General features: G+C 63.4%; 16 protein-coding genes, 1 tRNA gene and 2 pseudogenes. 9 read left to right on the forward strand and 10 right to left on the reverse strand.

The window, feature by feature from the left end; all coding sequences use genetic code 11:
* The first annotated feature begins 180 nt into the window (after positions 1–180).
* The 3 genes from DRB06_RS16610 to DRB06_RS07735 all read left to right on the forward strand — a co-directional run bounded on the left by DRB06_RS16610 (position 181) and on the right by DRB06_RS07735 (position 1833).
* Positions 181–369 carry a hypothetical protein gene (locus tag DRB06_RS16610; RefSeq protein ID WP_258522196.1) on the forward strand — a complete coding sequence of 63 codons (189 nt, stop codon included), beginning with the start codon at positions 181–183 and terminating at the stop codon, positions 367–369.
* A 36-nt stretch (positions 370–405) separates the two neighbouring features.
* Positions 406–663, forward strand: coding sequence for a hypothetical protein (locus DRB06_RS16615; RefSeq protein WP_258522197.1), 258 nt, complete (start codon positions 406–408; stop codon positions 661–663).
* A 321-nt stretch (positions 664–984) separates the two neighbouring features.
* A complete protein-coding gene (locus tag DRB06_RS07735) occupies positions 985–1833 on the forward strand; it encodes a peptidoglycan recognition family protein (protein ID WP_111819585.1) in 849 nt (282 codons plus the stop codon).
* A 65-nt stretch (positions 1834–1898) separates the two neighbouring features.
* On the opposite strand, the gene DRB06_RS07740 is transcribed toward DRB06_RS07735, so the two are convergent.
* Both DRB06_RS07740 and DRB06_RS07745 read right to left on the reverse strand, forming a co-directional pair.
* Entirely contained in the window at positions 1899–2333 is a 435-nt protein-coding gene (locus tag DRB06_RS07740) for a hypothetical protein (RefSeq protein WP_146750835.1), read from the reverse strand.
* A 22-nt stretch (positions 2334–2355) separates the two neighbouring features.
* Positions 2356–3669: pseudogene (locus DRB06_RS07745) on the reverse strand (ISL3 family transposase).
* A 451-nt stretch (positions 3670–4120) separates the two neighbouring features.
* Between DRB06_RS07745 and DRB06_RS07750 the strand changes: the two are divergent.
* Positions 4121–4726, forward strand: a pseudogene (locus DRB06_RS07750) (transposase family protein); the annotation flags it as partial.
* Positions 4727–4781: 55 nt separating this feature from the next.
* On the opposite strand, the gene DRB06_RS16620 reads toward DRB06_RS07750, so the two are convergent.
* Entirely contained in the window at positions 4782–5738 is a 957-nt protein-coding gene (locus DRB06_RS16620) for an IS3 family transposase (protein ID WP_111819588.1), read from the reverse strand.
* Positions 5716–5955 (reverse strand): transposase, encoded by a 240-nt coding sequence (locus tag DRB06_RS07760; RefSeq protein ID WP_181575231.1) that lies wholly within the window; start codon positions 5953–5955, stop codon positions 5716–5718. The genes DRB06_RS16620 and DRB06_RS07760 overlap by 23 nt, the downstream gene beginning before the upstream one ends.
* A 78-nt stretch (positions 5956–6033) precedes the next feature.
* Between DRB06_RS07760 and DRB06_RS16120 the strand changes: the two genes are divergently transcribed.
* Positions 6034–6180 carry a hypothetical protein gene (locus tag DRB06_RS16120; protein ID WP_181575232.1) on the forward strand — a complete coding sequence of 49 codons (147 nt, stop codon included), beginning with the start codon at positions 6034–6036 and terminating at the stop codon, positions 6178–6180.
* A 42-nt stretch (positions 6181–6222) separates the two neighbouring features.
* On the opposite strand, the gene DRB06_RS07765 is transcribed toward DRB06_RS16120, so the two are convergent.
* Genes DRB06_RS07765 through DRB06_RS07775 form a run of 3 tightly spaced genes read right to left on the reverse strand, consistent with a single transcriptional unit; the run spans position 6223 to position 8702 of the window.
* Positions 6223–7386: a hypothetical protein gene (locus DRB06_RS07765; RefSeq protein WP_258522198.1), complete on the reverse strand. Its 1164-nt coding sequence runs from the start codon at positions 7384–7386 to the stop codon at positions 6223–6225.
* A complete protein-coding gene (gene dcd, locus DRB06_RS07770; protein WP_111819591.1) occupies positions 7383–8018 on the reverse strand; it encodes a dCTP deaminase in 636 nt (211 codons plus the stop codon). Before dcd ends, DRB06_RS07765 begins: the two co-directional genes overlap by 4 nt.
* 60 nt (positions 8019–8078) lie before the next feature.
* Complete coding sequence (locus tag DRB06_RS07775) at positions 8079–8702, reverse strand: TM2 domain-containing protein (protein ID WP_111819592.1); 624 nt, start codon at positions 8700–8702, stop codon at positions 8079–8081.
* A 169-nt stretch (positions 8703–8871) separates the two neighbouring features.
* On the opposite strand from DRB06_RS07775, the gene DRB06_RS07780 reads away from it, so the two are divergent.
* Positions 8872–8945, forward strand: a tRNA-Gly gene (locus DRB06_RS07780).
* A gap of 35 nt (positions 8946–8980) precedes the next feature.
* Here DRB06_RS07780 and DRB06_RS07785 read toward each other — a convergent pair.
* Positions 8981–9778: a M50 family metallopeptidase gene (locus DRB06_RS07785; RefSeq protein WP_258522199.1), complete on the reverse strand. Its 798-nt coding sequence runs from the start codon at positions 9776–9778 to the stop codon at positions 8981–8983.
* Positions 9779–10051: 273 nt separating this feature from the next.
* On the opposite strand from DRB06_RS07785, the gene DRB06_RS07790 reads away from it, so the two are divergent.
* Positions 10052–10699 carry a (deoxy)nucleoside triphosphate pyrophosphohydrolase gene (locus tag DRB06_RS07790; protein WP_111819593.1) on the forward strand — a complete coding sequence of 216 codons (648 nt, stop codon included), beginning with the start codon at positions 10052–10054 and terminating at the stop codon, positions 10697–10699.
* Between the two features lie 406 nt (positions 10700–11105).
* On the opposite strand, the gene DRB06_RS07795 is transcribed toward DRB06_RS07790, so the two are convergent.
* Positions 11106–11558 (reverse strand): hypothetical protein, encoded by a 453-nt coding sequence (locus DRB06_RS07795; protein WP_108969011.1) that lies wholly within the window; start codon positions 11556–11558, stop codon positions 11106–11108.
* 338 nt (positions 11559–11896) lie between these two features.
* Here DRB06_RS07795 and DRB06_RS07800 point away from each other — a divergent pair, with 338 nt between their 5' ends.
* Positions 11897–12379, forward strand: a complete 483-nt coding sequence (locus DRB06_RS07800; RefSeq protein ID WP_111819594.1) for a hypothetical protein — start codon at positions 11897–11899, stop codon at positions 12377–12379.
* Between the two features lie 468 nt (positions 12380–12847).
* Complete coding sequence (locus DRB06_RS07805; RefSeq protein WP_111819595.1) at positions 12848–13705, forward strand: peptidoglycan recognition family protein; 858 nt, start codon at positions 12848–12850, stop codon at positions 13703–13705.
* Between the two features lie 65 nt (positions 13706–13770).
* Here DRB06_RS07805 and DRB06_RS07810 read toward each other — a convergent pair whose 3' ends face one another.
* Positions 13771–14385, reverse strand: coding sequence for a hypothetical protein (locus DRB06_RS07810; RefSeq protein ID WP_146750836.1), 615 nt, complete (start codon positions 14383–14385; stop codon positions 13771–13773).
* Between the last annotated feature and the right edge of the window lie 266 nt (positions 14386–14651).

Here is a 14651-nt window from a genome sequence, read left to right on the forward strand (position 1 = left end):
GAGGAACCGACACCCACGATACCTTCACGGCCTACCTCCGCAATCAGCACAAATAATCAACAACAGAGACAGGAACACTGTACCACGAGCAGGCCAAAAGAACCACAGCAGGCACCACAGCCCCATGACCCAACCAATTCCGTCAACCATCTGAATCTTCGCCCTGGAAGAGAAAGACCGATGACCGCCCTTGTCACCGACATCACCTGGAAGTACATAGACCGCCGTACAGCGGCCATCAACGCAATGCGCGACTACTCCACCATGGAGGCCATACTCAACACCACCGACAACGACCTCAAATATTTAGCCGAGAACCTGCCCGCCCCTGTCTCACCTCGCCTGGACGGAATACCTAAAGGCGGCTGAAATCCGCACGCGTCGGAGGAACGGATTGTATCTCACATGGAGCGGATCGATAATCGCCGGCGGCGAGATCTTCAGGCGCGCGAGTACATGAATTGGTTCGTTCCAGCCTGGCAAGCCCTCACCGACGACGAGCGATGGATTCTGGAGACCTGTTTCCTCCACGAAGACAGCGAAGTCTCTTCAGGAGAACTGACGCAACGAGTGTGTGAGCACTTCCTCATCGAAAAGAGTACAGCCTACCGGCGCCGAACCGCCGCCCTGGAGCACCTCGCCGCCTTGCTGTACGGCAAGTAGTACCCACACGTCTTCTCGACGACCCACCACGGGAAATAGTCGGGACGACATCGGCCCATGGCGCCCTCTACTCTGTAAGCGGGTAGAGAACTCCGAAGCCCCGGACGGCCAACCAGCTGCCCGGGGCTTTCCCATACCCGACGCCCACCCCCCATCAAAGCCGGACAAGACGGTACTGCCAACGGGCCGAGCCCCCCAACCAGTGCCCCGCAACTTCGTAAGGCAATACAGGCTGCCAGCAAAGGTCTTGTCCACCCCCACCCCTAAATGCTCCTTCTCGAAATACGAGAAGGTTTCTCAGATGCTCACGAAAGGAACATCATGGCAATTCAGTATCTGACCGGCAAGCGCGCCACGGCCTTTAGAAAGGGCCGCGACGGAAGGAAGATCGACAGCATCGTCATTCACCACTGGGGCGAGCCGTCGAAGTACGCCGGCCTGTCGTCCCTCCAAGGAATCGGAAAGGTAGAAGCGTTCTTCGCTCAAGGAGGTAAAAACACTTCCGCCCACTACGTAGTCAGCGGCGGCTATGTCCTCCCCATGGTCAGCGAGAATGACACGGCGTACCACGCCGGTGATTGGGAGCGCAACACTCGTTCGATCGGGATTGAGTGCGACCCACGCTGCCGTCCGGAAGACCTGGATACGGTCGTTGAGCTTGTGAACGAACTCCGAAAGGCGCACGGCAATCTCCAGGCCTATGCTCACAGCGACATCATCGCCACGGCATGCCCCGGAAGGTACATCCCATATATGGGTATCATCAGCGCAGCCGCCAGCAGCACCGCCTTCAACAAAACGCCGCAGGGGCCGACAGTCAACACGAAGCTCATTGTTGACGGCTATTGGGGCAGCGCAACCACCAGGCGTCTTCAACGAGTACTCGGAACAACCGTCGATGGTGTGGTCTCATCACAAAGCTCCGTCAACAGGGCGGCTAACCCCGGGCTCACCACCGGATGGGAATGGGTCATCCCCAGCCAGGCCAAAGGATCCATAGTCATTCGCGCGGTTCAGCGCAAGTGCGGTGTGACTGCCGATGGTCTGATTGGGCCGATCACCATCCGAGCCCTCCAGAAGCGTCTGGGGACTGTCCAGGACGGGTCAATCTCCGCCCCGTCTCAAGCTGTGAAGGCGCTACAGAATCGTCTGAACAACGGCACCTTCTAGATCCACCCTGAGGAAGGAGGCCGCGAACCGCATCGTCTGGTTCACCTGCGAAGTGGTTCGCGGCCTCACCCCAACGCGTCGAGATACTCCTGCCGAACATCCTCAGGCATCTCATCCTGGAACCACACCACATACCTACCAAACACATGAGGCACAACAACGTTAGGAGGATTCTCTAAAGAATAACCCCTCAAATACCGGCCGCGCCTCTGTGCATGCTTTTCAGCATCGAACTCCTCAAACACCACCCGACACCTGTCCTCGTCATCCAGGTCATTGACACACTCATATTGGGAGTCATAGATTATCGCCACCGACTGCAACCACTCCTCTATTTCGAACTGTATAATCAAAACTTCATTATCGACATTCGATTTCTCTACAACCTGCGCCGACGGCACCTGCGCCTGCACGCTCTTCGCGATTTCCTCCGCGTCGCCAGACAGGTCGGGACCGGAACAGCCAGCAACCAGCGCCGCCACCAGAACAGGAACCGACACCCACGAAACCGGCTCTTCGCGTTTAGGGGTGTAGTAGCTGTTGTCTGAAGCCGCCGGCGTGGATGAGGCTGCGTACGGTGTAGTTGGTCAGGTTTCTGAATCCGAGGGCGATGCCGCGTAGGTGCTCCAGGCGGGGCGTTGACTGCTTCGGTGGGGCCGTTGGAGGTACCGGGATGGTCGAAGTAGGCCAGGATGTCAACACGCCTGTTGGTGAGGGTCTTGCCCAGCGACTTCAGCTCTTCCAGGGCCTCAGGCACACCGGCCTTGAGGGTCTGCATCACCTTCTCCATTCGGGTCTTGCCCTGGGCGGGGGTCTTGGCGCGGTAGGCGGCCATGATCTTCTGGTACACGCCCCACATCACCTCTACCGGCGTGTTCTGGGGGTCGGCGAACAGTTGTTCGAGACGCTCCCAGCCCTTTTCGCTCACCAGCCCCGCCCCGGTGCGCAGCAGCCTGCGGGCCTTGTACAGGGGGTCGTCCTTACGGCCCCGTCGCCCGGTGACCTCCCGCTGTATACGGCGCCGACACTCATCCAGCTCATCCCCGGCCGGTGCTACTACGTGGAAGGGGTCCATGACCTCGGTCGCATCCGGTAGGACCTCGGTGGCGGCGGTCTTGAAGCCCGTGAAGCCGTCCATGGCCACCACCTGCACGCCCTTACGCCAGGTCTCGGGCTGGTCCTGGAGCCATTGCTTGAGCACCTGCTTGGAGCGGCCTTCGACCATGTCCAGCAGCCGGGACGGACCCGTCCGGTCGCGTACCGGGGCCGGCGTCGATGATGACGGCGGGCGTACTTGTCTCCCTTGCGGGTGTGCCGCCAGACGTGCTCGTCCACCCCTATGACCTCTACGCCCTTCAAACGGTCAGGATCATTGATCAAGCGGTCCTTGGCCCGCTCCAGGACGGCATCGTTGGCGGTATCCCACGACACCCCCAGAGCTGCCGCCACGCGCGAGACGGACATGAACTCAACCCCCACAGCCCGGATCGCCCACTCCTTGGCCGCCAGGGTCAGCCTCGCCCGCTTGGCGGCCGCACGAGACGCGTCCTGACGCCACACACGCCCACAGCCCTAGCAGCGCCACCGGCGCAACCGCACCAGCAGGTGCGTGGGCCGCCACCCCACCGGAACATGCGCCAGGCGCCGGGCCACGGTCCCCACCGGTGCGCCCTCGGCCCCGCAGACCCTGCAGAACGCGTCCTCCTCCAAGGCTTCCAGGCGGCACTCAACCAGCGCCTCGTCAGGGGTGATCCGCTGGCCCGTGACAACCAGCCCCAGGGCGTCCAGGCCCAAGAAACTAGCAAGATCAGGGGCAGTAAAGGTAGTCTCAGCCATGTCGAGGCCTTTGTGATCGGTAGTGTCTAGCAACCACCAATCATCGGGGACCTCGACCCCCACCCACCACCCCGACACGCGCACCCGCGCTAACCCACCACCACACCCTCAAACGCGAAGAGCCACGAAACCTTCACGGCCTACTCCCGCAATCACCACGTTCGACCGATCAAGGGACGAATCGATCATATCAAAACGACCTTCGCATTGCTGGGCAGTTCGACGGCTCTCGCGGTTTATGCGTCCTTCGTGTTTGGGGGCGCTTTAGGTTACGGACGACGGTTCGGTTGTTTGACCTGTTTCAGCGTGAGCCTCGATTATTCATCGGGAGGGTTATTCATAGGGGGTGTGGGGGATTCGCGACACGCGCATATAGGGTAAGGGTTAGGACGGCCCGTTCCTGCGAGGATTCATTTGACAGCGAATAACCTCGAAGAACGGACCGTCAGTCATGAATGCTAGCACGAAGCTCGACCGCCACCAGCTCACTGACCTGTGCGCCGTCTTGCACAGCCAGGGGGACCTGCCGGCGGCCGGGTCCCGGGTGCTGGGACTGTACCAGCGCGTGAAGCTGACCGTGATGGCCCTGCGCCACAACATCAGTCAGGAGCTGCTGGCCGAGCTGTTCGACATCTCCCAGCCCACCGCCTGCCGGATCATCGGCGCCTACACCACCCTGATCGCCCACGCCCTGACAGACAGCGTGCCTACGGTGGAGGACCTGGACCCGGCCACAACGCTGATCATCGACGGCACCGTGCTGAAATCCTGGGACTGGAAGGATGTCCCGGGACTGTTCTCAGGCAAGTACCGCACCCCGGGGCTGAACGTGCAGGTGGCCTGCACCCCCTCCGGTGCGATCGCCTGGGTCTCGGACCCGCTGCCCGGGTCAGTGCATGATGCTGCCGCGCTGCGGGCCAGCGGCCTGCTGGACGTCCCACCCGACCAACTGCCCGAGGGGGCCACTGCTGCCCTCCATATCGGCGACAGGGGCTATATCGGGCTGGGCATGACCACCCCGGTCAAGAAGCAGCCAGGACAGCCCCTGCACGAGGCCGACAAGGCCTTTGGAGTGCTGGGTGTTTTTTGGACTCTTGGTTGTTGTGTGTTTGTCAGGCTGCTTTCGGGGTGGCGGCCTGCAGTAGTTCTCGTTCGAACTGGTTGGGCGTGCGGTAACCGATCCCCGAGTGCAACCGTGTTTGATTATAGGTTAATTCGATCCACGCCGCCACATCCCTTATCGCCTTGCTCCGGGTGGGGTAGACCATACGATGCACGCGCTCATTCTTCAGTGTCGCGTTGAATGACTCCGCCCACGCATTATCCCAGCACACCCCGGTACGCCCCACCGACGGCCGAATACCATACTTCTTCAAATGGTCGGCGAACTGCTGGGACGTGTACTGCGACCCGCGGTCGGAATGAAACACCGTCACCCCACGAGTCGGCCTGCAGTTCCGCACCGCCATGTCGATCGCCTGGCAGACCAGGTCGGTGCGCATATGACCGGCCAACGCATAGCCCACGACCTTCTTCGTACAGCAGTCCAGAACCGTCGCCAGGTACACGAACCCCACCCAAGTAGGAATATAGGTGATATCCCCAACCCACTTCATGCCTGGGGCCTCGGCGGTGAAGTCGCGCTGGACCAGGTCGGGGCGCTCATCCAGGTCCTCGGCCGGCACGGTGGTGCGGACCCTCCGGCGCGTCCGCGCGGCTCTCAGGCCCAGCTCGCGCATGATCGACCTGACCGTGTCGGGGCCAGCCGGCACGCCCTGCCAGTCCAGGGTGGCGGCCACCCGCCTATACCCGTAGGTGCCGTCGGACTCATCGAAGATCTTCCGAATATGCCCGGCCAGCTCCCTGCGCCTGATGGCGGTGGCGGACTCGGGACGCGACACCCAGTTGTAGTAGCCGGACTTCGACACGCCCGCCCACTGGCACATCCAGGCGATCGGGTAGTTGCCTTCCTCGCTGTGAATGAACTCGTAGATGCGAGTCACTCTTGTTCCTTCGCGAAGAAGGCCGCCGCTTTCTTGTGGGAACTCACTGCCCCATCCGCAGCTTATAGTTCTCCGCCTTCATTCTGCCCAGTTCCTGCGCCTCCGACTCACTCTTCTGCTCCTGGGCATCAGCATGCTGCTTGCGGTATTTAGCGACCCAGTTGCCTACGGTCTGGGCCACCAGACCGTAGGAGGCAGCGACCGACGCAATCGTCCGGTTTCCTTCCACCACCTCACGAGCAACCTGCTCACGAAACTCCTCAGAGTACTTCGCCTTCGTCATATCCATCAATCCTAACTATCAGATCACGGGAAATAGAAACCATCCCCCAAGTCCAAAAACAACCAGGCGTTCCAGAAGATGTTCTTCCACCAGGACTCCCCTCACTGGACCCAGGCCCACGCCCTAGCCAGCAAGTCCGTGCCCGTGGCCGAGGGCGCCATCCTCACCTACGGCACCCCCGACACCTACACCCAAACCCTCAACCAATGGCCCCACCAGCAATGACCGGCGTGGCCGACGAGATGACCTAATAGAAGCGAATTGGGACTAAAACCCGACCAAGAACCCGTCGTCGTCCACCACCACTCCCCCGGCGCCGCCCAGCAGGGTGGCGGCGATCTTCTCAATCAGTGCCCCGGCGGCATCGCGCGCCCGCCGAACGTCGGTGCGAGGGTACTCGTGGTGAGCGTCGGCCGGGTCGAGGGGTGCCCACACAACCTGGTAGGCGATCACCCCGCCGCGAGCCCAGGACTCGCCGCGCACCGCCAGCGGCACCGCCTCGGCCGCCTGGACGCGGATCTCGATCCCGCCCCAGTCGGGGCGCTCCTCCGCCACGTCGGTAACCACGCCGTACCCGTCGCGCAGCTCCTCCACGGGAGTTCCCGCGGCGAGGGCCTGCGCCTCCTGCTCGGCCTGCTCGTGACGGTGCTGTTCGGCGGCGCGCCAGGCGGCGTCGAGCGCGTCCTCCCCCAACGTCTCAACCAACCTGTCCAACTCCTCCGGCGGTATGGACGCCAAACCGGTTGGGCCCGGCGTGGAGTCGGGCTGAAGTAGCACGTGCGCGCCCGGCGCGACCGGGGCGGTCAGGGCGACGACGCCGTCGGGAACAATCCACACGGGCGAGTACACGGTCAGGGTGGTGGAGCGCTCCGGGTCGGGGACCACCAGCACCGGTCGGGTGCGGCCGCCGGGCGCAGCCGGGTCGCCGGCCAGGCGAATCCCACCGGCCAGGCGGCGCGCAATGGCACGCAGGCGGATCAGGGCGAGCAGCTCCGTGCCGGTCGGCTGAGCGAGGGGGAAGGCGTCGGTGAGCGGGTCGACGCCGACCAATTCCTGCGGCAGGGCGCCGGCGCGCTGCGGTGGGCAGTCCAGGACCATGACCTGGGACGCCCAATCGGGCAGTTCCAGCACCCGGCGCAGCTCGCCGTCGACATGCCAGGGCCCCTGCAGCTCGGCGCCGGGAGCCACCTGCAACCGGGAGGCGCCCACCCAGCCGGCATGTTCGTCCAGGGACAGGGCGAGGGCCTCGACCTCGTCGACGGTAACGTCGTCGGCGAGCAGCAGCAGGTGCTGGGAGTCGGCGCGGCCCACCGGGAAGGAGCCGACCGCGGAAAGCGTGGTATCCGGAAGGGTGATGGCCAGGTCGGCGCCGGCGGTGAAGAAGTCCGGCATGGCCGGGCCGGCGGACCGGGGCGCTTGAGGCTGGCTCATGCCCCGGCCCCTTCGGGATGACGCGCGGTGGCATCGTCGGCCGGGGAACCGGGGTCGGTGATGCGGACGCGGTGGAAGGACAGGTGGGAGCGCGAGGCCGTAGGGCCGCGCTGGCCCTGGTAGCGCGAGCCGGTGGCGCCCTGGCCGTAGGGGGCGGCGGCGGGCGAGGACAGCCGGAAGAAGCACAGCTGCCCGACCTTCATGCCGGGCCAGAGCTTGATGGGCATGGTGGCCGTGTTCGACAGCTCCAGGGTGACATGCCCGGAGAAGCCGGGATCGATGAATCCGGCGGTGGAGTGGGTCAGTAGGCCGAGGCGCCCCAGGCTGGACTTTCCCTCCAGGCGGGCGGCGACGTCGTCGGGCAGGGAGACGCGCTCGTAGGTGGAGCCGAGCACGAACTCGCCGGGGTGCAGTACCAGCGGCTCATCGGGGCCGACGTCGACCAGGTGGGTGAGCCGGTCCTGCTCAACGGCGGGGTCGATGACCGGGTAGCGGTGGTTGTCGAATAGGCGGAACCAGCGGTCCAGGCGCACGTCAATGGAGGCGGGCTGGATCATCTCCGGGTCGTAGGGCTCGAGGCCGACGTGACCGGATTCGAGTTCCGCGCGGATGTCACGGTCGGAAAGCAGCACGACCCCGATTGTGCCAGGTTGCCGGCGCCCCGGCACCCGGGTCGGGGCGCCGCGGCCGACTCAGTTGCTCAGCGGCACGCCCCTGGCGTCGACGCCCCACGGCTGGGCGCCGGGGGTGGCGGTAAGGATGATGATGCCCTCGACCAGCCCCCAGATCGCCGAAACCACAGCGAGGATACCGAAGGACAGCAGCGTGATGAGCAGTTGGGCGACGGCCTTGCCGGTGTAGCCGAGGTAGAAGTTGTGGACGCCGAGCGACCCCAGGAAGATGCCCAGCAGACCTGCGGCGACCTTGGACTTCTGGTCGTACATCGCGTAGGGCGGGCCGTATGCCGCCGCGGGGTCCTGGTAACCCGGCTGCTGGTAGCCCTGCTGGTAAGCGGGGTCCTGGTAGCCCTGCTGATAGTCGGCCTGACTGTAATTCGGGTCTTGGTAGCCCTGCTGCTGGTAGCCGGCCTGTTGCGCCTGCTCGTACCCGGTCGGGTAGGCGTCGCCCGGGTAGTCCTGGACGCCCGGGGAGGCGTCGGGTTGGCGGTAGGGATCGGCGGTCTCGGCGGTGGAGGCGTTTGAAGCGCCGTTGCCCTGAGAGTATGGGTAGCTCACGGTGGGAGCGTCGTTGAGGTTCGCCCCATAGGAGCCATCGTTGTTCTGCGGTTCGGGCGCACTGAAGGGCGAAGCAGTCATGGCGTCATGCTGACAGATCGGCGCGGCGGCGTGCAGCCCGTCTCGGGGGTTGTTCTACCCATACGCGAGGTATCTCACGGTCCGGCTGCCCCCAGGGTCGGAGCGGTGGCGCGTTGCGCCAGGCCGGTCGCGTGGTAATCTGTGCGGGCACCTCACCCAGGTGAGGCATGCGGGTGTAGTTCAATGGTAGAACTTCAGCTTCCCAAGCTGACAGCGCGGGTTCGATTCCCGTCACCCGCTCCACTAGCGGCCCGCGGACACCTGACGAATCACATCCCTCACCACAGCTCGGCGACGGCGCGCACGACTAGCCAGGTCGCACCGGCGTCGACCAGCATCCAGGTCAACCACCAGAATCCGGCCGGTAGGGGGGTGAGCGCCCCCAGTGTGCGGTGGTCGGCGCCGCCGTCACGCGAGCGGGCGACGTCGCCGAGTGATTCCCACGCCCCGGCCAGCAGCAGCAGTCCAACGCCTGCCACCACGCCGGCGCGCAGCGGCACGGCTACGGTGGTGTCACCCCACCACCACAGGGCCGCCACCGCCGCGCCGCACAACGTCACCAGTACTGCGGTGCGCACGGATCGGCTCATCGCCAGCAGCACGATCAATACCACCAGCGCCACCGCCAACACCGCGCCCGCCCAGCCCGACAGGACGGCGAGCACGGCGCCCGCCCCGACAATCGCGGGCATCGGGTAGCCGGCCCAGGCCGTGATGCAGCGGCCGGGCCCGCGGCTGCGGCCGGAGGTGACCGCCCGCCCGGACAGGTCTCCCGCGACGACGAAGCCGTGGAAGCGGCGTCCGACCAGCATGCCGACGGCGGCGTGTCCGGCCTCGTGTACGAGCGTGGTCAGTGCTCGCGCCCACCGGCGCACCACCGGCAGCGCCCACGCCAGGGCGACGACCGCCGCCGCGGGCCACAGCAGCCGCGGGTCGGGCGGCGTAGTGGCGGCAACCCGGGCAAGCACCCCGTCCCAGAAACCGGCGGCGCCGGGGGTCGCCGCGGCAGCGTCCGGGGTCGGCCCCGCCGCGGCGAGCATTGTGGTGTCGATTGCGTGCGTGCTGATCATGGTCACCGCCCGCAGTCTGCCAGGTGCTCCTGTGCAGGGATGCCAAGCCCCAAACGCAGCCCGAGCACGTTTCACCGGCCGTGATTCAAGCGGATGCTGTCACAGGATGCACCACTTTAAGACGGCTCCACCACTTGTAACATCGCCGGGTCGCACGATGACGCGGTTATCAAGGCGATCCAATGGCAGGGCGGGTTGAAAGTGGTGCATTCCATGACAGCTGAACCCAACCGGCCATGGCCCCGACCGGCCTCGGTGCGCGTGACCTAGGGTCGGTCCATGCTCGAAACGCGTCGTGTCCGCCCCGGCCGCCTGGTGGTGGCCGCCGCCATAGTGGACCAACTGCCGCCCTGGGGCCGGACGGCGGCCGGGCCATCAACCGCTCCGCCCGCGCCGCACACCACCGCTCCGGCTTTCTCCACCGCGCACGCCGCGCCGCCGAGGCTGCTGTGCACGGCGCGGTCTTACCCGGCCGAGCACGTCGGCCAGTACGAGTTCCCCGGCGGAAAGGTGGAACCCGGCGAGACCCCGACGGCCGCGCTGATGCGCGAGCTCGCCGAGGAGCTCAACCTTGAGGTGCGGCTGGGCGCCGAGGTTCTCCCCTCCCCCGACCTGGCGGTGCCGCCGCCAACCCGGGCCTCCCGACGGGATGATGCCGCGGCCACCTCCGCAGGCATACAGGTCTCCGACGCGCAGCCGGATGGCACCGTTTTCCCGGGTGACGACAGCCCGGCCTGGCCGGCAATGCACGGCTACCGCATGCGCGTGTGGCTCGCCGAGCCCATCGGGACGCCGCCCCACCTCGGCGAGGCGCACGCCGCGCTGAGTTGGGTACCGCTGGATAAGGTCGCCACCCTGCCCTGGCTGCCCGCCGACCAGCCGATCCTGAAGGCGATCCTCCACTTGCTTATGGGCCCCCGGGTGTAGCGAAGAGTTCGAGGCTAACGGCAACCCGGTGTGGCGCCGGCGCAACCGACCGAACTGCTCAACGACGACGAGCACTACTCGCCTCTGGCCACAACCCAGTGCTGGGAAAAAGCCGGGACGACATACGCCCACAAGACCCTCTACGCTGTAAGCACGTAGAAAACTCCGAGGCCCGGAAAGCCTAACCGGCTCTCCGGGCCTCGCCAAATCCAAGATCTACACCACTGTCCCCAATCAGCGCCTAGGGAGGCAATGACGCCGCCACACCATCTCGCACCCCTGTTGTGCCGCACGGCGCAATCAATAAACACAGCAGCACCGCTTGAACAGCGGCAACGCCTAGAGTCACCCTGAAGAACGCTGCTGCGAACCGCTTCACCGTATCCCCGCGAAGCGGTTCGCAGCCTCACCCCAGTGCATCAAGGTAGTCCTGCCTCACATCCTCAGGCATCTCATCTTGAAACCACACCACATATCTGCCCAACACATGTGGAACGATAATATTGGGCGGGTTCACAGACGAGAAACCCTCTAAGTAATCGCCGCGTTCCTTGGCATGCTCTTCGGTATCGAACTCCTCGATTCCTACGCGACACCTATCCTCATCATCCAGATCATTGAAGCATTCATATTGGGAGTCATATACAACCACAATCGACCGCACCCCTTCCTGCATCAAAGGTTGGTACATCAAATAATCATGATCACCCTCCGACTGGACTATTGCGGTCTTTGCCGACGGCACTCGCCTCTGAACATTCTTAGCGATTTCCTCAGCATCGCCAGACAGGTCAGGCCCGGAACAGCCCGCAAGTATCGCCGCCCCCAAAAGCAGAACCGCCACCCTTGAAAACTTCATCACATCTCCTGTCACCACAAACACAAACCACCCAGACAGGAGCATGATACCACGATCGACTATAGGCACCCACAGCAGACATCACATTAATGACGTCCAACACCTCGCTCGGGCTAGTGACTACCGCACCCACCGCGGATAGCACCCCCTGCTCTCACCGCTTTCCACCTACGGTCTCACGCAAACCCATCAGCCGACAACAGCACTTTCTCGAGCGCTTCTATTTTGCCATGATCAATAAACTTGCATGCTAGGACTTGTGTCGCGCCGCGTTCCGCATGCGTTGCAACCACACTCGTCCACGCAGCTCAAGACATCACCCTGAAAGAGAAAGATCGATGATCGCCCTTGCTACGGACATCACCTGGAAGTACGTAGACCGTCGCGAAGCAGCCATCAAGGCCATGCGTGATTACTCCACCATAGAGACAATCCTCAACAACACCGAGAACGATCTTAATCGTATCGCAGAAGACGCGCCCGTCCCGGCCCAACCGCGCCTGGATGGCGTACCCGCCGCTGGCCTCAACCCGCATGCATCGGAGGAGCGCATCGTAGCGCACTTGGAGCGGATCGATAACCGCCAACGCCGGTATCTTCAGGCCCGCGAGTACATGAATTGGTTCGTTCCGGCCTGGCGAGCTCTCACTGATGACGAGCGGTGGATTCTAGAGACCTGCTTCCTCACCAACGACAGCGAGGCGTCGTCCGGTTCACCCATACAACGAGTGTGCGAACACTTCCTTGTCGAAAGGAGTTCGGCCTACCGGCGCCGAAGCGCCGCCCTGGAGCACCTCGCCACACTGCTCTACGGCAAGTAGCACCAGTATCCCGCACGCCCATATTCCGCTAGCGGGAATTATCTGGGACGGCATCAAGCCACAGGCACCTCTACGCTGTAAGCACGTAGATAACTCCGAAGCGCCGGGCAGGCCACCGAATACCGAAGCCTCTCGGTGCCCGATGTCTTACCCGGCGCCCCATCAACACGGTAGAGGAACCGTATCCCCGCCGCTTCGTTCTGCCGCACTGTGCCTGCGAGCGGGGTAGGACGTCGCGCCAACCCCGTCACGCACCACTTCGCCGCCACATCAATAAACACACGGCGCCTATTAAGCGCGATCCGCGTCGAATCCGACGTCGATTCCACTACCCCGAGGCTCCACACCACTATCTCGCAACCACGTGAGGCGAACCAGTAGGTCCGCGAAGCCCAGGTTCATTCCCTATCCCCAAAGCTCCTTCTCGAAACGCGGGAAGGTTTCTCCGATGACCACGAAAGGGACATCATGACACTACACTATTTGACCGGCAAGCGTGCCACCGCCTTCGCACCTGGAAGAGCTGGCACGAAGATCGACAGCATTGTCATTCACCATTGGGGCAGTGAGCAGCTATATGCGGGCATGTCATCCGTTGCTGGCATCCGATCGGTCGAGGAGTTCTTTGCAAGAGGGGGTAGAAATACTTCTGCCCACTACATTGTGAGCGGCGGCTACGCGCTGATGGTAGTCGATGAGAAGGACACCGCATGGCATGCTGGTAACCGTGATGTCAATAGGCGCTCGATCGGAATTGAGTGCGACCCCCGCTGCCGCCCCGAAGACCTGGATGCGGTCGTCGAGTTGGTGACCGAGCTCCGAAAGGAGTACGGCAACCTGCAGGTCTACGCTCACATGGATGTCTACGCCACAGCCTGCCCAGGAAAGTATGTACAGTACATGGGAATCATTCGCGCGGCTGCCAGCAGCACCGTTTTCGACCCCACTACACCGACTACACCCCCTTCAGGCAGTGGCACCAAGCTCAGCGTAGACGGGTACTGGGGCAGCGCGACCACCAGGCGTCTTCAGCAAGTGCTCGGAACCCCGGCCGACGGGATCGTCTCATCACAGAGCTCCGTCAACAGGGCCTCGAACCCCGGACTCACCACCGGATGGGAATGGGTCATCCCCAGCCAAGCCAAAGGGTCGACGGTCATTCGCGCGGTCCAACGCAAATGCGGCGTAACGGCCGACGGCCTTATCGGGCCGATAACCATTCGTGCACTTCAGAAGCGCTTGGGAACCACCCAGGATGGGTCGATTTCTGCCCCCTCACAAGCCGTAATGGCGCTACAGCGCCGCTTGAACAGCGGCACTTTCTAGGAGCACCCTGAGAAACGAGGCTGCGAACCGCTTCAGCTGGCCGACATACGAAGTGGTTCGCAGCCTCACCTCAGCGCATCAAGGTAGTCCTGCCTCACATCCTCAGGCATCTCATCTTGAAACCACACCACATATCTGCCCAACACATGCGGCACAACGATATCCGGAGGATTCGCAGACGAATACCCATTCAAATACCTAGCGCGCTGCTCAGCATGATCCTCCGTATCGAACTCCTCAACCACAACCCGACACCGGCGATCATACTCCAAGCCATTGACGCATTCGTACTGGGAATCGTAAATGACGGCGACAGAGCGCACCCATTCCCGCATCTCATATTGATAGAGTAAAGACTCGTCATCGACATCCGACCGCTCGACAGTCTGAGCCGAAGACACCTGCGCTTGAACATTCTTAGCGATTTCCTCCGCGTCGCCAGACAGGTCAGGCCCAGAACAGCCCGCAAGTATCGCCGCCCCCAAAAGCAGAACCGCCGCCCATGAAGCCCTCATTGTCTCTCCCACCGCTACAAACGCCGGCCACAGGGGCCACATGAAGTTTACCCGATTCTTCGTGTTTGTGGGGGTGGTGGTTCGGGCCCGCGGGTTGTTGTGGGGTGGTCGTGTTCGGGTGTGGGAGGTCGTTTTCGGGCTGACGAGGACGTTCTCGCCGGACACAGGACGTCCTCGGGCAGACGAGGACGTTTTAGCCGCTCAGAGGTCGTTCTCGGGCGTATGAGGTCGTGTTCGGGCGGATCAGGACGTAGTCGCGGGGCGGCGGCGGGGTGTACGGTTCGTGTGTTCCAGTGACGGTTCGTCACCTAGCAGCAACGGTTCGGCATGAACGACGACGATTCGTACACCTACCCCACGAACCGTCGTTGTGATGTCTCAGGACATCGGTGACAGTTTTGTGTCAGGACATCGGTGACACTTGGTGTGTC

Source organism: Actinomyces sp. Z5, from assembly GCF_003287795.1.
GTDB lineage: Bacteria > Actinomycetota > Actinomycetes > Actinomycetales > Actinomycetaceae > Actinomyces > Actinomyces glycerinitolerans.